At 37.5% G+C, this 23,789-nt stretch carries 18 protein-coding genes; 10 read left to right on the top strand and 8 right to left on the bottom strand.

Annotation, left to right across the window (positions count from 1 at the left end; all coding sequences use genetic code 11):
* Positions 1–2 precede the first annotated feature (2 nt).
* The gene (locus tag F9K23_09725; protein ID KAB2916001.1) at positions 3–2,000 is read right to left on the bottom strand and encodes a T9SS type A sorting domain-containing protein; all 1,998 of its coding nucleotides are present in this window, start codon (positions 1,998–2,000) and stop codon (positions 3–5) included.
* 278 nt (positions 2,001–2,278) lie between these two features.
* Positions 2,279–3,169, bottom strand: a complete 891-nt coding sequence (locus tag F9K23_09720; GenBank protein ID KAB2916000.1) for a DUF1738 domain-containing protein — start codon at positions 3,167–3,169, stop codon at positions 2,279–2,281.
* 376 nt (positions 3,170–3,545) lie between these two features.
* On the opposite strand from F9K23_09720, the gene F9K23_09715 reads away from it, so the two are divergent.
* The 6 genes from F9K23_09715 (at position 3,546) to F9K23_09690 (ending at position 14,273) form a co-directional block, all read left to right on the top strand.
* Entirely contained in the window at positions 3,546–4,874 is a 1,329-nt protein-coding gene (locus tag F9K23_09715; protein ID KAB2915999.1) for a hypothetical protein, read from the top strand.
* Positions 4,847–5,527 (top strand): hypothetical protein, encoded by a 681-nt coding sequence (locus tag F9K23_09710; protein KAB2915998.1) that lies wholly within the window; start codon positions 4,847–4,849, stop codon positions 5,525–5,527. Before F9K23_09715 ends, F9K23_09710 begins: the two co-directional genes overlap by 28 nt.
* Positions 5,517–8,876: a hypothetical protein gene (locus tag F9K23_09705; protein KAB2915997.1), complete on the top strand. Its 3,360-nt coding sequence runs from the start codon at positions 5,517–5,519 to the stop codon at positions 8,874–8,876. Before F9K23_09710 ends, F9K23_09705 begins: the two co-directional genes overlap by 11 nt.
* Entirely contained in the window at positions 8,860–9,825 is a 966-nt protein-coding gene (locus tag F9K23_09700; GenBank protein KAB2915996.1) for a hypothetical protein, read from the top strand. The genes F9K23_09705 and F9K23_09700 overlap by 17 nt, the downstream gene beginning before the upstream one ends.
* 54 nt (positions 9,826–9,879) lie before the next feature.
* Positions 9,880–13,152: a hypothetical protein gene (locus F9K23_09695; GenBank protein ID KAB2915995.1), complete on the top strand. Its 3,273-nt coding sequence runs from the start codon at positions 9,880–9,882 to the stop codon at positions 13,150–13,152.
* A 182-nt stretch (positions 13,153–13,334) separates the two neighbouring features.
* The gene (locus F9K23_09690) at positions 13,335–14,273 is read left to right on the top strand and encodes a hypothetical protein (GenBank protein ID KAB2915994.1); all 939 of its coding nucleotides are present in this window, start codon (positions 13,335–13,337) and stop codon (positions 14,271–14,273) included.
* A 109-nt stretch (positions 14,274–14,382) separates the two neighbouring features.
* Here F9K23_09690 and F9K23_09685 read toward each other — a convergent pair whose 3' ends face one another.
* Both F9K23_09685 and F9K23_09680 read right to left on the bottom strand, forming a co-directional pair.
* The gene (locus tag F9K23_09685; GenBank protein KAB2915993.1) at positions 14,383–14,751 is read right to left on the bottom strand and encodes a hypothetical protein; all 369 of its coding nucleotides are present in this window, start codon (positions 14,749–14,751) and stop codon (positions 14,383–14,385) included.
* Entirely contained in the window at positions 14,748–15,386 is a 639-nt protein-coding gene (locus F9K23_09680) for a hypothetical protein (GenBank protein KAB2915992.1), read from the bottom strand. The genes F9K23_09685 and F9K23_09680 overlap by 4 nt, the downstream gene beginning before the upstream one ends.
* 444 nt (positions 15,387–15,830) lie before the next feature.
* Here F9K23_09680 and F9K23_09675 point away from each other — a divergent pair, with 444 nt between their 5' ends.
* Both F9K23_09675 and F9K23_09670 read left to right on the top strand, forming a co-directional pair.
* Entirely contained in the window at positions 15,831–16,397 is a 567-nt protein-coding gene (locus F9K23_09675; protein KAB2915991.1) for a cytochrome c, read from the top strand.
* A complete protein-coding gene (locus F9K23_09670) occupies positions 16,384–17,757 on the top strand; it encodes a cbb3-type cytochrome c oxidase subunit I (GenBank protein ID KAB2915990.1) in 1,374 nt (457 codons plus the stop codon). Before F9K23_09675 ends, F9K23_09670 begins: the two co-directional genes overlap by 14 nt.
* Here F9K23_09670 and F9K23_09665 read toward each other — a convergent pair.
* The 4 genes from F9K23_09665 to nadA all read right to left on the bottom strand — a co-directional run bounded on the left by F9K23_09665 (position 17,754) and on the right by nadA (position 21,749).
* On the bottom strand, positions 17,754–18,182 hold the full coding sequence (locus F9K23_09665) for an Rrf2 family transcriptional regulator (protein KAB2915989.1): 429 nt from the start codon (positions 18,180–18,182) through the stop codon (positions 17,754–17,756). The genes F9K23_09670 and F9K23_09665 overlap by 4 nt on opposite strands.
* A gap of 69 nt (positions 18,183–18,251) precedes the next feature.
* Positions 18,252–19,043 (bottom strand): iron-sulfur cluster repair di-iron protein, encoded by a 792-nt coding sequence (gene ric / locus F9K23_09660; protein ID KAB2915988.1) that lies wholly within the window; start codon positions 19,041–19,043, stop codon positions 18,252–18,254.
* Positions 19,044–19,214: 171 nt separating this feature from the next.
* Positions 19,215–20,777: an L-aspartate oxidase gene (gene nadB / locus F9K23_09655; protein ID KAB2915987.1), complete on the bottom strand. Its 1,563-nt coding sequence runs from the start codon at positions 20,775–20,777 to the stop codon at positions 19,215–19,217.
* 3 nt (positions 20,778–20,780) lie between these two features.
* Complete coding sequence (gene nadA / locus F9K23_09650) at positions 20,781–21,749, bottom strand: quinolinate synthase NadA (protein ID KAB2915986.1); 969 nt, start codon at positions 21,747–21,749, stop codon at positions 20,781–20,783.
* Positions 21,750–21,815: 66 nt separating this feature from the next.
* On the opposite strand from nadA, the gene F9K23_09645 reads away from it, so the two are divergent.
* Positions 21,816–22,640 carry a hypothetical protein gene (locus tag F9K23_09645; protein KAB2915985.1) on the top strand — a complete coding sequence of 275 codons (825 nt, stop codon included), beginning with the start codon at positions 21,816–21,818 and terminating at the stop codon, positions 22,638–22,640.
* The gene (locus tag F9K23_09640; protein ID KAB2915984.1) at positions 22,609–23,676 is read left to right on the top strand and encodes a cytochrome-c peroxidase; all 1,068 of its coding nucleotides are present in this window, start codon (positions 22,609–22,611) and stop codon (positions 23,674–23,676) included. Before F9K23_09645 ends, F9K23_09640 begins: the two co-directional genes overlap by 32 nt.
* Positions 23,677–23,789 lie beyond the last annotated feature (113 nt).

Genomic DNA, 23,789 nt, shown 5'->3' with positions numbered 1-23,789 from the left:
GCTTAATTAATAATGATTTTTGTTATGTAATGGTGATTTTCGGTATCAGTTAGTTCTAAATAGTAAACACCCGATGCAAGCCCTATCAGGTTTACTTCGGCAGCGGGGGCAAAATCAAAGGATCTGCCTGCAATATCCCTTAGCTTTATAGTTTGTATTTGTATGTTTTGTGAACTTTCTATTATCAATTTGTCGCTTGCAGGTATGGGATAAATAGAAAAATATTCTTGGGCGTTGAATAACCCTATGCCCAAACCTGAAACAAGAAAATTGGCGGATGTATTGGTACAGCCGTTACTGTCGGTTATCTCCACGCTGTACAATCCGTTTTTGGATACTTTAAGTTGGTGGGAATTACCGCCTACAAGGTCGTTGTTGTACTTCCATTTGTAGGTAAAGTTACCGCTATCGGTAAACAGGCTGTCATTACTCTTGGTGATGACAGGCGGGACAAGGGTTGCGAAGGTTATTTTTACAGTATCGGATACTAAACAGCCTTTGATGTTGTAGGCACTGACATAGTATTTACCGTTTTGGGTTAGTGTGTAGCGAAGGCTGTCTTTCCCATCTTGCCATGATACACAACGGTGGTTGGGGGGAATTGATAACGCATAAGCTGTTTGGTTGCACAATACGGTGTCTTTGCCTAATTCAAGTTTAGGCTCTATGTAAATGGTTTTCGTGACTGTATCGGTTCCTGAAACTAATTGCACTATGTACCCACCTGTATCGGTGAAGTTGTACCCCGTTGCAGGTTGGATTGAAGTATGGAGTATGGCTTTGTTTCTAAAGATATGCCATGTGTGGGTTGTGCCCTCTTTTGCTTCAAAGTAAACTGAGTCTTTCTGACAACTGGTTGTATAGGTAAAATCTAAATTGGGTTGGTGAAAATAGGAACTGATGAAATTGGGAAGGCCAGCATATGACCGATCATTTCCCAATAGGATACTTTTAAGTTTAAATCCGCATTGAACACCTATGATGTTTGGCATATCAATAGATGCGATGAAAAAAGAGTCTTGTATCGCTATATAGATTTTATCACTACTCCTTTGAATTCCTGTGGAATATAGTGCAGGATTTGAAGCAACGGACACCTTACTTAGGTTTATGTCTGTTTCTGTAAGTAGGTTTAAATTATACTGATAGATATTTTTGCTCCTGTCTAAAACATAAAGTAGTGAAGAATCTGAAAACTCTATACCGAAAGGGAAAAAGAGGCCACCTAAAGTGCACGTAAGTTTAATTTGCGCGGTTTCAGTATTGAACGAAAACAGTTCAACTTTTGATTGGTCAAATAAGACATTACCTAGAATATTACCTTTTGAGTTTATTTTAAGCATTCCTTGGGCATCAGCACCAGATATGCCATTCATACTGCCAGCTTCTTGGACATATGGACATATATTCAGGCCGTCTTTTGTGATTTTAAAAATCAAGAACTCATTTGAGTTGTATTTATGGGTAATTATCCAGAAATCGATTCCGTTTGCGTGACGAGTTCCTGTTAATTTTTCGCATACAGGTGTTTGTAACAAAACATTTTTAACGGTGACTTTACCCAAGCCATTATTCTCATGGATATTTACAAGTGAGTATTGCAATCCATTGAATTGACCAACAGCATCAGTAGTAAAAATATAAAAAAGACTATCGTTGCCCGGCCATGGAACAATTAAGGAAGATTGAGTAGAAGAAATATGACCGTTTAACCCTGTTCCGTTATCCATTATTTGATGATTCTTATTCCATATCCTCACTCCGTTTGTATAAAACAAAAGATTACCATTAGTATCACTCATAGTCGCACAGCCTTCTATCGTATTCATCACCCCGTTAGCAAGAACAGTTGGTGGGTCTGTGGCAAAAGAAAGCCCTGCACTATCTCCAAAATACCAGTTTTGGGTACGTTTAATATCTTGGGAACTACCGAATACTATGGTTAGAACAAGCAGAATAGAGAAACAATACTTCATATATAAATTAGATATGGCTTTCATGTGTAATGTTGCATACAACAATGTGATATCAGACAAAACTATATAAAACTTTCATAGCTCATGTTAAAAAGAGGTAATTGGCACAGAATCTCTTATAAAAGGTCATAGTTTTAAGGTGAACCGTAATTTTCATAGTTTAATTTTAAGAATCAGAAACTGTTTCTTCCTAGACAAAAATAATTTGTAGTTTCCAGAGAGATATTGCGTAAAACGCAACCGCTATCAATATAATTACGGAAAAATGCAAAAACCCGATACATATCGGGTTTTGAAGTACTTCAGTTGGCGTTTTGATTTGGACTATCTTGTTGTGCCGTATCATTTGTATCGGGAACTTTGCTTGTATTCAGAATATAATCCATCGCCTTCTGCGCTTGATTAGCTGCAAACACAAACAACCGAGCATCATCCGTAAACCATTCCATCCATCCGAATAGATGCCCTGTATTAGGCAAAGCCAATAATCCCGTTACTCCCGCGTGAAAGCACAGGTAATGCGCACCGATGTCAGCTATCAATGCCTCACGGGAAAACACTGGTTCACGCTCTGCAAGCTCCTTGCGGTCAATTCGAAGGGCATGCCCCGTAGAATGAATAAGCATCCGAAACAAGTCATAGTAAAAAAGTTCCGGTGTGGTGTACTCAGTAGACGGCGGCATGATAATCAAATCATCCTCTTCGACATACTCAGCCGCACTGCCTGTATACTCAATCCGAGGAGCATCCGGCATACCTTTTACTATATTCTTGCATTCAAGTAATGGATTTTGCGGAATTACCACATCATCAATACCCGATACAGTAATACCTTCACACTGGGAAAGGTTGTACACCTTCTCATACCGTAATACGGATCGCTTCTCTCCACTACCGTCAGTCGCATCCTTCCATTCCCAATAGGTAGAAAGGACATACCGTGCGTCTTTTTTTACTGTTCCACCTAAATTGTTGAGCTGCTGCTCCGATACAAACAAGTTACGGTTAAAGCCATAGACTGATAGTAGGGGAATGTTAGCACCCCGATACGGTTTTCTGGTAACCACATTGCGGGGAATACCATTATTCACCCATGATACCCGCCAGGGAACAATACCTTGTTCCAAAAATGAGATGACGTGCTCGGTAACAATCTGATACACGTCCTTGCGTTGTTTTTGTTCTGTTGTCATACAATTATTGATTTATAAAGAATGTATGACTGAAGTTTAGCTGATGCAGAGAGGACGGGGAAGGGGGAGGAATTTAAGTGTTATGAAAATTCATCATTTCATCATTTCATCATTTCATCATTAGGGTTAATGGAAATTCCAAAAAGAAATGAAGCATCGCAAAGGTTCTACTATAGAAATTAGAAACCTTTATGGATATCTAAAATTAGGCCAATAGTTATATTTTGTATTATTACCAAGTTATATTTTTTATATCTTTGTTCATGCTGTTGCATTATGAATAGCCGCAGTAATTATATGGGATTAAATTCAAAAAAATTCAACCCATTCAGTGATCCTAATAATATTATAAGGACTATATAATGCATTCTATTTTATGGATACATTTGATTTATATCGTGAAGCAAAGAACCATTATGACCTTCTAATCCCTGAGAAAGTTGAAGGTCTTATTCTATTGCGCCTTTATGACAAATTTGTCAATGAAGAATTTACAGAAGAGCGAATAAATGAAGTAATAGAAAAGGTTCATAAAGATCTTGGAAGAAATAGCCAACGAAATGAGTATGAAAGAAATAATGCTATTGTACTCAAATTCCAAGAATTTTTTATTTGGCGTGATGAGGTAAAAAAAACCTATAAATTCAAGGCATATGGCATAGAATTCTGTGAGAATATAAAGGAGCGATTATTTAAAAGATACAGCCCGGCAGAAATCAAACGAATATTTGATTATTTATACCATGAACTTCTTAGGCACATTGAAGCACAAGGTTTAGATTTCAATTTATGGTATAAAGAACATTTTTGTATACGCAACACAGAAATAATTGCGCAGGTGGAGATTCTAGATCAGCAGGTTAGCGAATCGGTAAGAGAGTTTCGAAAAAGAATCAAAGAAGATAATCCCAATTTATTTCTTTTGCTCGAAGAAATAGAAATCAGTTTAAACGAAATAAAAGAACATGCTTCTCAATTAAAGGAGGCATTTAAGTCTACTTATGATATAGATTACAAGTTGGATGATTTAATTGGCGTTCCTAATTCACAAGAATTTATATCCAATATTAATGAAGTGATGGATTTCAATTCCGGAATTAGGGCACAACTTGAGCAGGTAAGCTCTAGAATTGATCGGATCAAACCTAGAATAAGAGAATTTATTTACGAATTCAACCAGCGCGATTTTGATCGTAAAACAGGCTTGTTTCTTAATCTCTTACTAAACGAGAGCAAACAAATCAAAAGTGAAACAGGTAGAAAAAAACTTTTATTACCAGATGATATACCACCATTTCAAATTTATGCTCCTTCAACTTTGCCTAAGTTTGTCTTCGTTCCTGAAAGAGATATAACCCCAAAAGCACCAGTTGAAATAATTCAAAGGGAAGTAAACGCACAAAGGCAAAATGATTTAACTAAAATTGCTAAGCAAGTGATTTTTGAGCGTCAAAGAGTTCAGTTTTGGATTAAACAGGCATTCGACATCTTAAATTCAGATAATGAATTAGATTATAGTCCCTTTTTTTTCAGAATACTTACAGAAGAAAATGTTAATTTGTCAATAGCTATAAAAGCAACTAGTAAATTTCTGAGGCAGGTATCAAAAAATAGAAATATACAAGTGAAAATTGATCATGCACTCGAAACCAATTCCTCCTATCGCAATATTCATATATGGAAAATGTACATTCGGAAAATATAGCGTATCAATTTCTTAACGACAAAAAGGCTAAGGATATCTTTGCTAAAATTGATTATTCTTTACGATCAGGCATTCATATCCAGCGAGAATACCCTAAGCCTGAAGAAATGTTTAAGTTTATCGAAAGGCATTATGGAGCTTTGCAAGACTACTATAGAAATTTCTTCCAATTATCCTTATCTCAAGGAGGTGAAGAGCTAACCACAAAATATTATTATCTTGATTTCGAAGACGAAAATAACCGAAGTAAAATTCCTTCGGACTATCGTTATAGAGAATATTTAGATACTGCCTATATCGTTATTGGAATGCTATTTCTTAAGATGTATAAACTTGACGCAAATATAGAGTTAGATTCTGTAAACGAATTTATACAGCTTTTGTATACGGAATATGAAGAAGAGAAAGCTGGTTTATTCAAACTTGTCGCAAACTCCAAAGGAGAAAAGAGTACCGAATATTTGGAAAAAGACGTTACTAAAGAAATCCTGGATGCATTTGGTGAATTTGGAAAACTTGGCTGGATTATGTGGACAGATGAAGACCAGAGAAGATTTAAATACATGCCATCCTTTGAGAGATTAAGAAAAAAATACCAGTCACAAATTCTAAATATTGATGAGTTAGTTAAAAAATTAACATATGATAAATAATTATCCTCGAATATGGGGGCTTTCGACACTTGGTATAATTTATCACTTTAATACTGATTATAAGTTTCACCCCTTTCGTACAGATTTTTCAGGAGAAGGAGGAAGCGGGAAAACTATGGTAGCTGATATGCTGCAACTCATGCTGGTTGGACCAAGTCCTGGTATATATAAATCTGCTACAGAGGGCACGGAAGAGCGCCCTATTGACGGGTTAGTATTGCAACCCAAAAACAAACAATATGGGGCTGGATACATAATACTAAATATTGAAATAGCTCCGAATGAATTTATTGCAATGGGCTGTTTTATAGAAAAATCTAGTAGACAGGTTAAAATGTTCATTGCACAAGCCGGATTTGATTGGGAAAACTCTTTAACACCATTACCGAAACCTGTGTTTTATCGGGATTTATTAGTTAACGACAAAATAATTCCGGTTGAGGAATTACAAGAAAAACTACAAGACATCCATATTAAGCCCCTTCCGTTAAAACAATATCATCGTCTTTTATTTGATAATTATATTCTTCCGGTAGATCTATCAGAGAGTAGAAAAACACTGGAGAGTTATGCGAGAATATTCAGATCTTTTTCTCGGGGCAGCGGCTTTAAAACAGATTCAAAAAGTCTAAAGAATTTCTTGTTTAGCGATGATGATAAGTTTCTTCTTGCCAAATACTATAATGAAGTAAAATCAATCAGTGAAGATTATCAGGAACATGATAGGTACAAGAAAGAAATAGAACTAATCAACAAAAAGCAGGGATTTATTAAAGACGTACTGATATTATATAATGAGAGTAACCGCCTTCATATGGACTATTTGACTGCAAAGGTATATTACTGGATAGGTCAACAAGAAAAATTACAAAAAGAATTTAATGATAATCAGGAGGTATACAATAGATTTCAGATTGAACGCCAATTAATACAAATAAAGGAGTTGGAACTCGAAAAGATTGAAGTCAATGCACAAATACTCAAATATAGAGCTAGCGAAAAGGCGTTAACTACAATACGTAATACTAAGCAGTCTTTAACTTTTGAGAAAGATTTTGCGTATCAAAATCTACAAAATGCTCAATTGAAGAAAAATAATGTACTAAAGGTGACCAATTGGCTCCTCATAGAAAAAAAGGATCTTGCACAGTTAAAAGCATTTTATAAAAATGAATTTACCTATTATGAAAACAAAAAACTGTTAGATTCATTTTTAGAATATATCGATTTACATAACACTAGTAAGGAACTTGACGCTTCGAGTTGGACGATCAACTTTAAGAATACAACGGAAAACTATGAAGGTGAACTACAAAAAAGTAAGCGAAAGCTCGATGAACTGGTTGCGTTGAATGTCTTTGCAGATTTACAAAACCCAGAATCTCTGGCCAGTTGGGCTATAAAATACTTCAACCGTCCATTGAATATTGAAGAGGAAAGTGTATTAGTTTACTTTCAAGTATTTTCGGTTAAGGCTCCAGAGAGGCCCAAAGCAACAGATCGATATCTTCGAATAGCAGAGGAATTATTTTCAAACCTAGACATAAAAGATAAAGATGAACAGGGCTTTTGGATAAATATAGATGGGGTTTTTGAATTTATAGAATACGTTAAAAATCAATACCTCAACATTAACGAGAATGAGAAACAACAAACTGTAAATGCATTTTTAAAACTTAGAAAGGGTCTTGCAGAAGAAATAAAAGAATTAACTCAAAATATTGCTGATACTGAAAGGCTGAAAAAAATACTATTTGAATTTTCTGATTTGGAGAAGGCGATTACTTTATACACCAAACGAATTGAATATACCAGAATACCAGACTCAGAATGGCTGATGGAGGAAAACCAGTTTGAAGAACTGTTGGCAGATTATGCAAACAAAGAAATGGTGGATACAGAATATGACATTGCTAAAGGCAATTATGAAGGATTAATAAAACAAGAGAGCGAAGTAGACCCAAATAACTTTGAACGACAAAATGAAGATGCAATATTCTATTTTAAGACTGAAAATATCGATACAGCCAAGCTCGATGAACATTTGAATATTCTTTCAGACAAAATAACATCTGGAAAGAATGAACTTAAAAGCTTACAGCAAAAGCTAAATATGGATGAATTAAAAGTTATTCAAATTGAAAGCACATTGTTGGGAGATAAAAATAGGCGTACGACAGTATTACAATTAAAAGCTTCTCATGCGATTTTGTATAGTAATTTAGAGCAAAACTATCAAAAGTCAGAAATTGCTCTTTATGATTCCAATAGACAATCGCAAGAAGCCAAAAATGCTTACCAGGAGGCATTCAAAAATGTGTTTCCAGAAGACAGCAAATATGTATCAATTGACGATAACCCTGATGAAGGTAATAACAGTTTAAAAGAAAAGTACAGCATAGCACGATTAAAATTCGAGGGAAAGTATAATATGGTTGCTGAAGAAATAGAAGAGGGAACCCAGCTAATTGATACTTTTCATGTTGGACAGTTAGCACATAAACTTTTACCCACAGTTTTTGCAAGTCCAAAACTTTTTGATGAATCCAAACTAGAGTCGCAGCTTACAGAGCGATTGACTAAGCTATATCAAGTTATTAAGGAAATCGGTTCAAGAAAAATTGAGATCCTTAAACGTGTTTTTACTGAAGTAAATAAAACATATAGAGATCACTTGGATAAAGTGGGCAAAATCGACCAATATTTCAAGAATCCAAATAAAAGCATTACTGGAGGAAACCGAGGGTCATTAAAATATGAGTTATCAAGCGACTATCCTGCCAAATGGATGAATATTTTTACAAAGGCGCTGGACGACAAATTAACCAATACGGGTTTGTTTGAGCAGTTAGCCAAAGAAATCGATATTAATGAAATGATGAAAAAGGCTTTCATTGACGAAGGTGGAACTAAGGATGCCGATATTGAAGATTTGCTAAACCCAAAATCTTATTTTGATTTAAAGTTTAATTTGCGCCTTGCCACTGGTGATGCGAATGCTGGTAGTAATAGTCAAACATATTCAGGAAATGCGTTACTAGGACTAGCAAGATTATCACTTATCGAAGATTCAAAACGCAAGGGCATCCGAATAATGCCAATTGATGAAGCTCAAGGCTTGGGAAGCAATTATGAAATGTTAAGAAATATAGCGATTGAAGAAGGATATCAAATTCTTTCAATGTCAATAGATACCGCTGGCGAAATTAGAGAGGGCGAACAATATATTTATATATTAAATGAGAATAGCCTTGCAGATGAAGATAATTACGTTCCGGCTATGGGAGTTTTTAGTGATAACCAGTTAACAGCTAATATTGAGACTTTCATTTATGCTAACAACAATTAAAGTAAAAAGAAATCTCACATGGAGAGAGCTGAAGGCACTTAATGATTTATATGCTAAAAGAAAAACACAGGCAAAAGTTCAAGACTCAGATTATTTCAAATACTTGATAGATGATGCAGAAATAATTGAAAGAAAACTAGGAAATAGCAGAGTCCTTTTGCCAACTGATAATTTTATCCAATTCTATGAAAATTCTCTAAGAGAAAATTTCAACCATTATGTAGAATTCCTCGAACATAAGAATCTTGAAACAGACGCTCGAAAAAACTATAATGAAGAAGATATAAAAGCCTTAATGTTTATTGATAAAAATAAAAACCAAATTGTTCCAAACCTTACAACAATAAACAAATTTTCAGGAGAGTTTTTCAGAGGTAAAGGTTCAAAATACTTAGCAAATAAACCAAGTGTATTATATGCGGTGCTTAGAATTTTAGAGATAAATGATTTTCCTGCTTCTGACCCTAAGGAGCATCAATGGCGGTTTGTGGTTGATTGTCCAAATCCGAAGGCTGTGGTTCTCTGTGAAAACCTTAACTTTTTAAAACTTCCATGGATAGCTGAAAGATACAGCATAAAGCTTTGGTACGTTGGAGGAAATAATATCGCCATTATTGACCAAATAGACCAGGAAGAATTTAAACGCCCATTATTTTACTCGGCTGACTGGGATCTGGCGGGTTTAAAAATCTACTCCCGAATAAAACACAAACTTGCAAATCGAAATAAAAATATCGCACTTCTTTTTCCAAGCAATCTAAACAACCGTTTACCTGTGAATTCACCATATCACAATAGCAAATGGGAGTTTACTAAAGAATTTTCGGGCTTATTCCATACAGATTTTAATATACAAGAAATTAGCTTGATTCAGGATTTGATTAATAATAATCAATGGATTGAAGAGGAATCTAACGACTTAATAAAGATGCTAAGTCAATGGATATAGCATAATTTTCAAAAGAAAGGTCTTCGGATAACATATTTTATAAATGTTTTAACTATGTCATTACATAAACTTTTTATATTCACTAAGGATACTAATGCATCAGCTACTGAGCAAGGTTTTCAGTATCAAAAGCTGAAGACACTCAAAACATGGATAGAAAATCGCATTAAAAAGATTGACGAAGTAATATACTGCGACTATGAAGATGATATATTTCAAAGAAATTTAAAGGAAGAAAAGGTAAAGTTTCGACAGATCAAATTATATTCATCTAATTTTTCTTTTTCAAAAGAAGAGATACAGAAAAGCCTAGCTCATTTCTTTATGTTATTTGTGAAAGGGGAGTACAAATTCGATGATGTCAATTTTTTGTTTGAAACGAATTCTGGAGTGGCAAGAAAAGTTAAAGGAAACGATGCGGATTTGCTGCAAGAATGGGCAGCTAACCAAGAGGCTTTGAGCCATCAGCTACGAGATAAATGCAGAATACGCGTTAAAGCCATTATAGACGAGTATATAGCTGAGACTTATGAGGCGAAGATTTCATCTGAGGATAAAACTGAATTACAGCAAGCAAAAAATATTTATGATCAGTTATCAGATGAAACTTGGAATTCATTTATTTCTTCAATTAAGTGGCAATTCGATGCAATACCACAAGAGCAAGCTATTCCTTTATTGTTAGATGATATTACAGCGTTAATCACAAATTTACCATTACCAATAGACCCCGCAAAAGTATCCACATATATTTCTGTGCTTCATTTTGAGATTGCCATTAGAACTTCTCAAGACAGCGAGGAAGATAAAATACTGAATAATCAGTTACTAGATATTCTACTCCTAAATGAAGGCTCGGAGAAACAAAAATGGTACGGTGAAATATTTGAAAAATGGTCTTTAGTAAAGGAAGTAAAGCAGTTTAATATCGGTGCGTTTTATGAAGTAATTAGTGCTGCTCGTCATTGTCGATGGGAGATGCACAACAGCGACCATGAAGGCCTTTGGTTAGGGTTATTGAAAAAGTATATTGATTTGGATGAAACGATTATTCTATGCCGAAGGAAAGCTATATATGAGTATCTATTTTTAATGCTTTGTCCAGACCCGAAAACTGGCCAACCAAAAGGAAAGATTTCAGAACAACATGACTTGATTCGGTATTACTTCAAAGAGTTAGAACACAGAAACTCATTTGCAGATATAGAAGAAGATATTATTCTTTTACAGATTACACAAACTCAACAGCTTTTTAATGGAAATTTCTTAGATGCAGCGGAAATTCCAGAATGGGCAACTGCGATTATAAGTCAAATCGATAAAAAAATAGCTAATCCTGTTAATGCTGATGAACTTTGCCAGGCGTATGAACTCAAAGGACATTTCATCTTTGACATAAATCCAGAAAAGCCTCTAATAGAAAAGATTGACGCGGCGATAGATGCCTATAAGAAAATTCTCGAACCGCTAAAAAACGCGAAGACTTATAGTGTGTCCAGATTGAATGACCAACTTACTAAAATTCTAAATATGTTTATTAGTCAGAGGGTTAAAGACCAAGTTATCGAAGCCATAGAGAACTTTATCATTGAGATTGAAGAACTTGCCGCCAAAACCGGAAGACAACATAATTCTGCGCATAGCCTTGTTGAACGTGGTGTAACATACCTAAACAATCCAACTCCAAAGAACTTCTTAAAAGCGTTAGATTGTTTTCATAAGGCTAAGGATTTATGGTACTTGCATGAAACGAAGGACGGTTACATACTTGCGTTATTAAATATTGCACAAGTATATTCGGCGCTAGGAATGCATATGGCGTCCAAATATTATGGTCTGTGTGGTGTTTGGGCATCAATTCATTTTGGAGATTACACCACATTAAAAAGAATAAGTGATAGCTACGCAATGGTATTTCACGCCGACTTTGAACAAGGCGCGTGGATGAGCGCATTAGATGATTTTGAGAAATTCATCCATGCAAGGCTTGAGTTTACCCCCGAAACGTTGAATCTGGAAGAAGATTCTTTATTGCGAAATAGCGTGTTTGACTTGTCTTGCATTTTAGCTGCAACTCCTTTATTACATCCCGATTTATCTGTGTTTATCGAATATCAAAAGACAAACTTAGGATGGCTTTATACTAATCATTTAAAGGAAATGATTGATGCTTTTAAAATAGAACTCCGGGATAAAGATGGTTTTAAACAAATGTTATCAAATAAACTATCGGACATCCCCTTGAATGATGTTGGTGCTAACAGAGAAGTTAAATTTTCTCTATTAAGCATAGAATGGAAAATTGCCTTTAAAAATAATGCTGCCTTGAATGCCGTAGCAGAAGAATTTTGTGCCTTATTGCAAATCACCTTATGTGAACTTGGTCTCCTTAGCGCAGATCTTTATTTACTAGAAGTACCGGTTAGCATAAACATATCGTTAGCGGATGATTATGCTGGTTTTATACATCAACACCCATCGCATGAAAATACCGTTTGGGACATTTCAATACCAGTTTTAGGTACGAAAGAACCAGCTAAAGTCCAATTTCATTATGGTTTCCTAGCTGCTAACATAAAATTATTATTAAATAACCTAAGCTTATTACCTAAAGATGAATTTGAAAAAGCTTTCAATGATCTATATACCAAACAAAAACTTGGAGAGAAAGGATTAGCCATTAACACATATCAAAAAGTATACTTCAGTCTTCTAAAAGAAGACGATTTTAATAAATCAATGCGTACCGCGTTTCAACCCCTATCGGAAAAAGATTACAATTTAACATCATCTGATATGCTTATGCCAGTTGAAGGAGAAAGCGTTAAATATAATCGCGATCAATCTATCGAAAATATAAAAAACAGATACGTTAATACTGTTAAAAGACTCAGTGTTAGTTTGTCCTTATGGAAAAAGGAAACAGAGTTTCAAGTAATCCTTCATGAGTTACGCCAACATGGATGGCTTGACTGGCAAATTCTTATTGCATTAATGAATTATGTATTAACTATTAAGATAAATAGTTACATGAATTCTATAACAGCTACCAACGAAAGTGAAAGAAGATCTGCCTTCCAAACCGAATTCAATCGGGTATATAGACTCGATGAAAATGAATGTTATATGGAAATTCCCGTGAATTGGCTCCGAACCGCAGAGTTTCAGTTTGATTTATGTAAAATGCCTGTAGATACTCTAGAATCTTTCGGATTACAAAACAATATGGCACACCCCAATTTCATGGCTGTAAGATCCTTTTTAAATAAGAGATTTCATTTCGATACGGACGACGTTAGTGATAGTAGTCCATTTAAAACTATTTAAAAAATCATAAAATGAATCGCATATTGCTTTTTGATGAGAAGATAAGGACACTTGAGGGTCCTGCCGATAATAATGCTGATATATATCAATATTACAATGATAGTTCGAGGTCAGATGTTGCTAATGTGAGGGTATTACTCGAAAATTGGTTTTTTTAATATCCAAGTGAAGAAAAACAGGAGTTGAAATCACGATTTAAAGTGGCGTTTGATCCAGCATTTTATGAGCTTTACATTTTTATATTATTCACACGGCTGGGCTACACCTTAACAGTACATCCTGAAGTTCTAGGCACTAAAAGACATCCTGATTATTTGGCAACGAAGGATGAGGAAATTTTTTATATCGAAGTTAAGCATATGACTATGCTGTCCCACGATGAACAAGCTTTAGAAAGACGAAGAAACACGCTGCTCGATTCCTTAAATAAAGTTACTGCTTCGAATTTTCTCCTGAAATTAGATACTATGCTTTTTAAGGACAGTAGTCAGCCAAGCGGTAAAGCAATTATTCAGTTTTTCAATGAAATAGTAGCAGGCCATAACCCAGATGAATATGCCACTCTTTTAATCAATAGTGGGTTCGACGCTATGCCAGAGATTGTATATGAGGATGACAAGGTTAAAATTGAAGCGCAACTTTTGCCAAAATCTCCTATGCACAGGGGAACAAAGTCTCGCTCAATTGGAACTTTTCCATCCGTAACTCAAATTAGAAATGATAGTGAAAATATAATTTCGTCATTAGAAACTAAAGCCATTCGATATGGACAGTTAAATGCGCCATACATTATCTGCCTGAACAAACAAAGTGTCTCACTTGATATTATTGAAGTGCAGGAGGCTTTATACGGATCGTTACAAGTTTCCTGGAGTGAGAATCCAGCAAATCGGGATGAAAAACTGGAGTTTGCAGGAAATGGATTTTTTGGTTCGAAACATAATCCTAAGTTCACCAGAGTGTCCGGAGTCTATATATCTAATTCGAATACAGCTAATTTATCTTCAACTGCTGATCATGCTTTTCGACACAACCCGTTTGCAAAACATGCTATTAACTTAACAATATCGCAATCTGTCAAGGAAATTCTGAACATTCCGGATAATTATCCTTATAGCTAGGGAATTTAGTTCCTCGGCGAATTAAGTAAGCGTAGTTAGTAATATCTAGTTTCGCTATAAATAATCATTATGGTCAAAAGTGGATTTGGCCTATTAATTGGCGAACATTTTATTTTTTATCAGGTTTGATAAATGTATAGTCACCGTGGTTTAAATAATCAAAGTTATCAATGCTTTTTACAGTAAACATTTGTGTGTCCATATAGTCTAACGAATTATAGTTATTGAATTTAAAATGTTCAACATTGAGTATTCGGCTTTCAGCGTCTTCGAAAATATTTGAAATAGTTCCTTCTGTCCAATTTGTCTTGTCTCCCTCAAGAATTAATGTAAACATAACTCGTTGTTTGGTCTCATCATATTGAGGTAAGTAATAAATTATGGCAATTGCTTTATTTTTATTTACCAATTCATAAACATCAATATAGCCGATTGCTAGCTGGCCTCTCTCGGCTATTTTTTTCCATTCAAAATTCATTTTTGTTCTATGAAGTTTAAAAACCCACTTGTTAATAGCGAGTTTTCTATTTGTTGTCTATTTAACGTTTTGTTCGGCGAATTCAATAAAGTAGACGCTAAGTGTTCAATTGCTGTCCAAAAGTTTGGTTGCTTTAAAAGAGTAATGACTTGTTCCATTGCGCCGTCAATGTAGTTTGGAGGATGATTTGCAATATTATTAGATAAATACAAATGAATACTTTCAATACTTCTTAAATCTGGTCCACTCACTTCAATAGGGAGTTCTCCTTCAAACGTAACTCCCGTCTTGTAAAGCGCTTCACTTACCGGCCCACCTAAAAGTGTTCCCAAAATCTTAAACGCTATTTGGGGCGTTGAGTTTTTTAGCGAATTATCTAATGCGTTATATATAGTTGGATCATCAACATAGCTTTTCAGCGCAGCAATAATCAATGTTATTCGAGGGTCAGAATAATCAAACCTTGTGAAGCCGCTGCCAGGTTCATTTTGAAGTAATGTTACCTGATCACTTTTAAACCTTGCCAAATAGGCCATTATAATATGACCACTTTCGTGATAAGCGCCCTGTTCAAAAAGTTTTTTTGTCATAAGTTTTGGAAATAGCTTGTTTTTAAACCAACCAAGTAGTCTCATTAGTACTTTCTATCTTAATGCAATATTGAATGGCACAATAATGGAAAAAGAGCCTTGCTTCAACCTTTAACCGTATTTTTAGATTTTCATCTTTGACCTACAATAAGTTTGGAATTGAGTGAACTTTTCTACAAAAGTAGTAATCTGGTTCGATAATCTGCTTGTTCGGGCTACAAAAGTTTCAAAACCCTTGCAAAGGCAAGGGTTTTGGTGTTTTATGAAAAATGGTAGATAATTTGGATAACTGCTGAAACTAATAATTTTATTGAGGTCCTAAGCAGATCTAATGGTTCGATTCCGCTTGGGTTTACTGATAAAGACTGGCTGTCAGAAATCACAGCCAGTCTTGTTTCTTCTTCTCTCAAATCCCCGTCATTACTCAAAAGTTTTTCTGTAATTAATTGTCCTGGGCGGTTCGATACTCATTATTCTCAAAAATCACTCTTGCCGGAAAGTATCGAACTAGGCAGGATGCGCTTGCTTTCGAGATTAAACCCAGTTCTCTGTCCTTTTTATTTGGCTATTCAATATGCACAAATGCTGACCTCCGTCAGTATTTTTCTTGCTCACAGAAGCTTATTTTGTAGTATGAAAGTGCAATACCACATACTTATTATAGTTATTCTTTCATGTCTATACACCGTTTATACAATTGCTGTATATGCCACAAAGGGTTATGAAGAAACGGATAAGGTGACGGCTGAAAAAATATTAGCCGGAAAAATGCTGTGGCAAAAACACAATTGCCAATCGTGCCATCAACTGTACGGATTGGGTGGGTATTTAGGCCCAGACCTCACTAATTGTTACTCTGCACCTCACAAGGGACCTGCCTATATGGACGCAATATTACAATCGGGTATTGGCATTATGCCTGATTTTGGGCTTGATTCAAGCGAACGCAAAAGTATTATTTGTTTTCTTAAACAAATGGATTCTACGGGATTTGCTGACCCCAAAAAATTTAAGATAACCATTGCCGGAAATATTTATCCTGATGAGGCAAAATAACATAGGAACCTTATTTATCATCACTGGGATGTTATTCCTTGTGGCAAGTCTTTTTTTTGGTCTAATGGGAGCTTCCGTTTATATATGGCCTGATGGCGCGGGTCGCATGTTTACTTTTGCACAAATACGGCCATTGCATGTATCTTTGGCTATTTTTTGGATTTTGTTTACCGCTACGGGGGCAGTATATAGTTCTATGAATCACATATCACATCTAAGAGCTATTAACAATGCAATGGCATTTGGTCAGCTTATGTTAATGACTGGTTCAGCAGCCGCTATAGTGCTTGCATATTTAGGGAAACACTTTGGCGGCAGGGAGTACCTTGAATTTCCGCCACATTATGCCATATTTATTGCTTCCGGGTTTATTATTTTTCTTATCAACTACATCCAGTGGGTGCGAAAAATCAAATCATGGCCTGTGTATATGTGGATGTGGTTAACAGGAATAGTATTCTTTATTATCACATTTGGTGAGAGTTATTTATGGCTTTTCCCCTCTTTTGCTGCTGATGTTATTAAAGACCTTACGGTGCAATGGAAAGCGGGCGGTTCAATTGTTGGCTCGTGGAATATGCTGGTATATGGTACCGGCCTGTTTTTAATGGAGAAAGTGAGCGGCAATCAATCCTACTCAAAATCAGGGATTGCCTTTTTATTATACTTTTTGGGGTTAACAAACCTTATGTTCAATTGGGGCCACCATATATACCTTTTGCCAACTGCTGCGTATATCAGGTATGTTTCTTATGCAATCAGCATGACCGAGTGGGTTCTGTTGGCGCGTATAATTTATTTATGGAAAAAAAGTATGGTCGAAAACCGCAATTACTTTTCACACCTTTCAGTACGGTTTTTATATATAGCCGATATTTGGGTGCTGCTTAATTTAGCGTTAGCCATTGTAATGAGCATACCAGGCTTAAACTTATACACCCACGGCACGCACATAACGGTAGCCCATGCCATGGGCGCCACCATAGGTATAAACTCAATGATTTTGCTGGCAGCGGCAAGTGAGTTTGGAAAGGGAGTTTGTATTTTGCCAGCCTACCGTGAACGTATTTGCGGACTATCACTCAAGGTGGCCCATCTGTCTTTGATCGTTTTTTGGCTTTCTCTAATTGGTGCCGGGCTGCAAAAAGCAATATGGTTACACAGCGAACTGCCAAAACCATTTAGCAGTATGATGAAAGGACTATCGCCATATTTTATAGTATTTGGCTGTAGTGGATTTGTTTTGGCGCTTGCGCTCACAACAATAGTTGCCACACTGGTAGTAAGCTATACCGGGTGTATAAAATATACTTATGTGCGAAAGGGAAATATTGCTTTTACATCCCGGGGGCAAAATTAATTGTGTAATCGCATTTTTTTTTCTAAAGCTTCTGTAGCTATCTGTTGGATACTAGTATTTTGCAATTTTGTTTTAAGGACATCCCTCATTTCTTTCATCTCAAAGTGAAGCGGGCAGGGTTTTTTATCGGAGCAATGTTTTAAGCCCAATCCACATTTCTTAAAAAAATCATCCCCCTCTATAGCATACACCACTTGCACTATTTGCACCGGTTTTTTGCTATCAATAAAAAAACCACCGTTTGGGCCTTTTACTGAGCCTATAATCCCTTTTTTAGCAAGCGTTTGTAATATTTTGGCAGTAAAATGTTTGGGCGTGCCAACCGCATCAGAAATTTCTGTTATGCCCAGTTTTTCGCCGTTGCTACTGTGCCCGGCTAAATAAATTATCGCCCTTAGTGCGTATTCGCAGGTTTTAGAAAACATGGGTCAAAAATAACATAACAAAAGGGGCGATATATAACCGACCCCTCATTTATTACTAAACCACCAAACCTAATTGGTGTGAAGATTAATTGGTATTGAACAACTGGCGTATTCAGGCACTCGTTCCAGATTTTTAAGCAAGGTTAGCGCTTGAGGAAATAGTATGTTGTTTTCCAAATGAATGTGCTGGTGCAAATCATCTTCAAACTCTTTCAGTTTTAAATAACATACCCTATAGGTGGTGCATGCATCTTCGGGTGGTGTATACCCATTTGAAAGGTTATTGATGTTTTGCATGAGCTTACCGGCATACTCGTGCTCCTGTTCCATGCATGCAATTGGCCCATTAAGTTCTACTCCTTTTGCAGCAAGTGAACCGTCAGCACTACTTGTCAATTGTTTTATAAATGGAAACAACACGTTCTCTTCCTTTTCCATATGTGATAAAAGTTCATTTGCCAATGCAATAAAATAGGCTTGTGTTGAGCCCAATTCGGGATGTCGTTCGCCATGCACACGTACAAGTTTTTGCAAGTATGAGTTTAAAATATCTACAGATGTACGAACGTAATTGTGATGAGTATTTACAATATAATCTGCTAAAAAGCCAGCTTCCCACGAAGCAAAGTTTTGAGATGGCAACGAAGCTGTAGAGAGTACCATAATTAATTCTTCTATTAATTGTGTAGCATCAACCTTTTTTTTGACACAAACATCCTCTATCGAAATTTTTCCCCCGCAACAAAAATCAATGTTGTGTTTTTTAAACACATCTGCGGCCCGATAGTTGTGGGTCACAATATGGCCTACATGCAAGGCTTTAAGAGAGCCTGTATCAGTAAATATGCTGTTATTATCCATGTGCTTGTTTTTTTATGGCACAAAGTTAATAAATCATTCTTAATAAAAGATATAATAGTCTTTTATTCTTTATTTTGTTTCTGTAATGTAGGATTATGTAGCAATACTGCACAAGCATAGTGTTCCATCACCCCAATAAGTGGTTTAAAAATCGAGCCGAAAAGCGAGCCGTTAAAATAATACAGGTTTTTTCTGTTTTGTAGAATGCTCAAAACCGGCTGAATGTTCCGGAAAATCGCTGCGGTAGTGCACGCCCCGGCTTTCTTCGCGTTTAAGTGATGCCACGGCAATCAACCGTGATGTTTGCATAAGGTTTAGTGTTTCCATAAGCTCACGGTTAATGCCCTGCATCATTCCTATCCTTACAATTTCAACTTCCCAATGGTTGAGTTGTTCAAGTGCAGCCTTTAATAAAACGGCGTTTCTTATTATCCCTGCTTTTTCCCACATCAGGTTGCCAAGTTGCTCTCTTATTTCTTTTAGTACCGGTATTTTGCTTGTATTCACAGTCCTATTGCAATGGGAGACTGTTTCAGCGGTTAAAGGAAGATTTTTAAAATTGTCTTTTACCACTTTGGCCGCCTCGCGGGCAAAAACCAACCCTTCAAGTAGTGAGTTACTCGCCAGCCGGTTGGCACCGTGTACCCCGGTACAGGCGGTTTCGCCACATGCATACAAACCCGTAATATTGGTTTTGCCATGCAGGTCGGTAACCACACCCCCGCACATATAGTGAGCGGCAGGAATCACTGGGATACGCTGTTTTGATATGTCAATTCCCAATTGGTGGCACCTGGTGTATATAGCCGGAAAACGGTGCTTAAACTTTTCGATATTAAGTTTTGGGGTATCCAGGTATACACAGGGGCTGTTATCTTTTTGCATTTGTTCTGTTATGGCACGTGTTACAACATCGCGTGGCGCTAAACTACCCATGGGGTGGTAGTGTTGCATAAAAGGTTTGCCCGCTGTATTTACCAATTGAGCGCCAAACCCTCTAACAGCTTCGCTGATAAGAAAATTTTCGCCGGTGCCCTTATATAGCATAGTGGGATGAAACTGCACAAACTCCATATTTTGCATCAACGCGCCTGCACGCCAAGCCATTGCAAACCCATCCCCAGTGGCACCTGCCGGGTTGGTATTTTGTTTGTACACACTGCCTGCACCACCAGTAGCCAAAAAAGTAACTTGCGATTGTACCGCGTGCATCTCCTGCTTTTTTTCATCGATAAACCATGCACCGCCACAAGTATGGTTATGGGTTATAATATCTATGGCAAAATAATCCTCAAGCACGGTAATATTGGAATGGGCTTTCACAAGGGCAATTAATGTATTAATTATACCCGCACCCGTTTGGTCGTTCACATGCGCCACCCTTGCAGCACTGTGGCCGCCTTCAAGGGCTAATAAAAACTTTCCTGTTTCGTTACAATTAAAAGGTACCCCCATTTGTTGCAACTCATAAATACAAGAGGGAGCGTCACTTACCATACAATTCACCGCAATTGGGTTACAAAGGCCGTCACCCACAGTTATAGTGTCATCAAAATGGGCTTGGAGGCTGTCGGCCATATCCAGTGCGGCGGCAATACCTCCTTGTGCTTTGCTGGTGTTGCTATCTTGCAAACTGTCTTTGGTGGCTAATACTACCCGTGCAAACCCTGCGCATTTAAGCGAAAAATACAGCCCGGCAATCCCGCTTCCTATTACAAGTACATCCGTTTTCATGGGTTACGAAAATTGAAACATCCGCTTAATGGGCAGGCGGGCTTTTTCCATTATCTCTACAGCAAGGATTACCTCATACTGTGTTTCATTAGCTGTGCCTATGGACTCCAGTGCGTTTAATGTGTTTTGGAGGGTGATTTTTTTCATATACGGGCATTTTATGCAAGGGGTTATAAACTCCCTATCGGCATACATGCTTTTAAGGGTTGCCCCTAAATCGCACTCCGATGCCAGTATAAACTGCCTGCTTTTGCTTTGCCGCACATAGCGCAAAATATCTGTAGTGCTGCCCAGCACGCCGCCCCTGTCATCAAGAGAGCTTACAACGGTTTCCTGCGGCACTTCCCAGTGTAGCAGCATTTCGGCATTGGGGTATAGTTTTTCTAATGCCCCTATTGAATCAGGCCTGAATTGTTCGTGCACTTCGCACACCCCGTCCCAAAGTATCAGTTTTTTCCCCGTTTCGGCGGCTATCCTGCGGTTCAGGTTTTCGCCCATGTATTTATCCGGCAAAAAAATCACCGTATCGCCCTCCAGCGATTTTATAATATCCACCGCATTGCGCGATGTGCAACATATATCACACTCGGCCTTGGTTTCGGCATAAGTGTTTATATAGGCCATAACGGGTACCCCGGGATATTGCTGCTTCAGCGCCCTCACATCTGCGGCGGTAATGCTGGCTGCTAGTGAACACCCGGCCTCTTTATCAGGTATATACACGTGGCGGTGGGGATTCAGGATTTTAGCCGTTTCGGCCATAAAAAGCACCCCGCAAAAAATAATATTGTCAGCAGTAGATTTTGAGGCCTCAATGCTCAATCCCAGTGAGTCGCCAATATAATCAGCCACACCACCATCGTTCTCCAACACCTGCAATTCAGGCGACATGTAATAATGTGCCAATATCACAGCATTCTTTTCTTTTTTCAGTTGCCTTATGCGGCTATAATAATCAACTATGGTGTGCATAGCATTCCCCTCTGTTTAGATTAGAAAATAGTATTACAAATATTGCGCACGAAAACGGCAAAAATAATGAGGCAAATCATCATCAATACTGACGTGGGTCAGGGTTTGGGCCACCCATTGCAACGAAATTTGAAGACGGATAATATCTCATATATGAAACGCTATTTTTTATTTGCTGCTTTCCTTTTCGCCGCTTCGCTTCTTTTTCTGCCTTCGTGCAAAAAAGACGAAACCTCCGCGCCTCCCTCAAACCCTGATATTACTTTACATCTTGCGTATGCGGTTGATAACAATATATTGAGCACCGATACCCTGAAATATACCAATGCGGCAGGTAACTTGTTCGGGGTCTGGCACTTGGAGTACTATCTTTCAGGATTTGCTTTTATGGACGATAAGGGTGTGTGGTGGAAAACCGGCAGCGAATATTATGTGAATGTCAAAACACCCAAAACAAATACCATTGGGCTAACGGATCTGCCTGTAGGAAAGTACAGTAAACTTAAGTTTTTTATAGGGTTGCCTGCGGAGCGGAACTTAACTGATGCTTTGCCTGCCACCGCTGAAAACCTGAATATGGCATGGCCTGATATAATGGGTGGCGGCTACCATTTTTTGAAATTAGAGGGGTATTTTAAGGATTCAATAGGCAAAACCCAAGGTTTTGCCATGCACGTGGGCAACAGTAAAAACCTTATAACTGTCGAAATTCCTATAATGCTAAACCATGGGGGCAATAGCGTTATGAATTTGCAGATGAACATAAACGAGTGGTTTGTCCACCCCTATACCTACAATTTTAATGTGCAGGGAAACTATACTATGGGAGTTGACAGCCTGATGAACCAACTAAAACAAAATGGCAGCGATGTTTTTAAAGTTATTCCTTAAAGGCACTGCGGTATTGGGCAGTGCCATAGCAATAGTCTTTTTTCTGCCGTCGTGCAAAAAAGATACCCCTGAACCAGCCAAAACATGGGCTACACCATACACCTTGAAAATTCCCCCGCGTTTTCCGGCACCTTCCATCCCGGCTGATAATCCTATGACGGTTGAGGGGGTGCAGTTGGGCAAAATGCTTTACTTCGACCCAATTTTGTCTTCCAACGGGCGCAGTTGTTCATCGTGCCACCATCCGGATAAGTCTTTTTCGTTACCCCTGTTTATGCAAAGTAACGGCGATGTGGTAAGTGTGCCACCTCATATAAACCTGGCTTTTAACCCCGACTATAACTGGGCCGGTACTGAAAGTGAACTTGAAAAAGTATGTATGGGTGATTTTGAACCCCACTTTTTCAATACAAATAAGGACTCGCTGTATGCAAGGCTCAACCGGCACCCCGTTTATCCCGGTTTGTTTAAAACCGCTTTTGGTGCTGATGATATTAATGCTCTGGATTATCATACCCTTAAAACAAAAATTACTTATTCAGTGGCACAATACATGCGCATCCTTATTTCTGCCCAATCGAAATTTGATTTATATATAAACCACAGGGCAGTACTTACCACCGATGAGCGCATTGGGCTGGGCATTTATATGTCGGAAAAAGGCGATTGTTTCCATTGTCACGGGTACCCTTTGCTTACCGATAACCTCTATCACAACAACGGGCTTGATTCAGTATTTGCCGGACAAAACGCAGGCAGGTTCCTTATTACAGGGAACAAAGGCGATATGGGGAAATTTAGCACCCCTACGTTACGTAATATTGAGTTTACCGCACCGTATATGCACGATGGGCGTTTTGCTACGCTGGAGCAGGTGGTTGAGTTTTATAATTCAGGAGTGAAGCACTCTGAAACACTTGACCCTATTATGACCAAGCCCGGCAAAGAGCGTACCCTGAACCTTAGCGCATACGAGAAGCAATGCCTTGTTACATTTTTGAAAACTTTTAGTGATACAGCATTTTTAACCCCCTAACCACAAGAGTGGCAACAAAACAAAACTATCAACTAACAGATGTTAGTATCTAAAAAACAAACCTGACCGCTGTCAGGTTTTTGCAAACGGCTTGCCGGTTACTTTGTCATAAA

This window comes from Bacteroidota bacterium, assembly GCA_008933805.1.
GTDB lineage: Bacteria > Bacteroidota > Bacteroidia > UBA8524 > UBA8524 > SB11.
Note: the sequence above shows the minus strand (reverse complement) of the source record. Positions and strands in the feature narration are given on the sequence as shown.

What these genes read in the sequence shown, in the direction of transcription:
- nadA (KAB2915986.1), bottom strand. Translation starts at nt 21,749, where the DNA reads ATGCACACCATAGTTGATTATTATAGCCGCATAAGGCAACTGAAAAAA.
- F9K23_09670 (KAB2915990.1), top strand. Translation starts at nt 16,384, where the DNA reads ATGAGGCAAAATAACATAGGAACCTTATTTATCATCACTGGGATGTTA.
- F9K23_09680 (KAB2915992.1), bottom strand. Translation starts at nt 15,386, where the DNA reads ATGAGACTACTTGGTTGGTTTAAAAACAAGCTATTTCCAAAACTTATG.
- F9K23_09705 (KAB2915997.1), top strand. Translation starts at nt 5,517, where the DNA reads ATGATAAATAATTATCCTCGAATATGGGGGCTTTCGACACTTGGTATA.
- F9K23_09665 (KAB2915989.1), bottom strand. Translation starts at nt 18,182, where the DNA reads ATGTTTTCTAAAACCTGCGAATACGCACTAAGGGCGATAATTTATTTA.
- F9K23_09640 (KAB2915984.1), top strand. Translation starts at nt 22,609, where the DNA reads ATGGCAGCGATGTTTTTAAAGTTATTCCTTAAAGGCACTGCGGTATTG.
- F9K23_09685 (KAB2915993.1), bottom strand. Translation starts at nt 14,751, where the DNA reads ATGAATTTTGAATGGAAAAAAATAGCCGAGAGAGGCCAGCTAGCAATC.
- F9K23_09695 (KAB2915995.1), top strand. Translation starts at nt 9,880, where the DNA reads ATGTCATTACATAAACTTTTTATATTCACTAAGGATACTAATGCATCA.
- F9K23_09645 (KAB2915985.1), top strand. Translation starts at nt 21,816, where the DNA reads ATGAGGCAAATCATCATCAATACTGACGTGGGTCAGGGTTTGGGCCAC.
- ric (KAB2915988.1), bottom strand. Translation starts at nt 19,043, where the DNA reads ATGGATAATAACAGCATATTTACTGATACAGGCTCTCTTAAAGCCTTG.
- F9K23_09710 (KAB2915998.1), top strand. Translation starts at nt 4,847, where the DNA reads ATGGAAAATGTACATTCGGAAAATATAGCGTATCAATTTCTTAACGAC.
- F9K23_09720 (KAB2916000.1), bottom strand. Translation starts at nt 3,169, where the DNA reads ATGACAACAGAACAAAAACAACGCAAGGACGTGTATCAGATTGTTACC.
- F9K23_09725 (KAB2916001.1), bottom strand. Translation starts at nt 2,000, where the DNA reads ATGAAAGCCATATCTAATTTATATATGAAGTATTGTTTCTCTATTCTG.
- nadB (KAB2915987.1), bottom strand. Translation starts at nt 20,777, where the DNA reads ATGAAAACGGATGTACTTGTAATAGGAAGCGGGATTGCCGGGCTGTAT.
- F9K23_09700 (KAB2915996.1), top strand. Translation starts at nt 8,860, where the DNA reads ATGCTAACAACAATTAAAGTAAAAAGAAATCTCACATGGAGAGAGCTG.
- F9K23_09715 (KAB2915999.1), top strand. Translation starts at nt 3,546, where the DNA reads ATGGATACATTTGATTTATATCGTGAAGCAAAGAACCATTATGACCTT.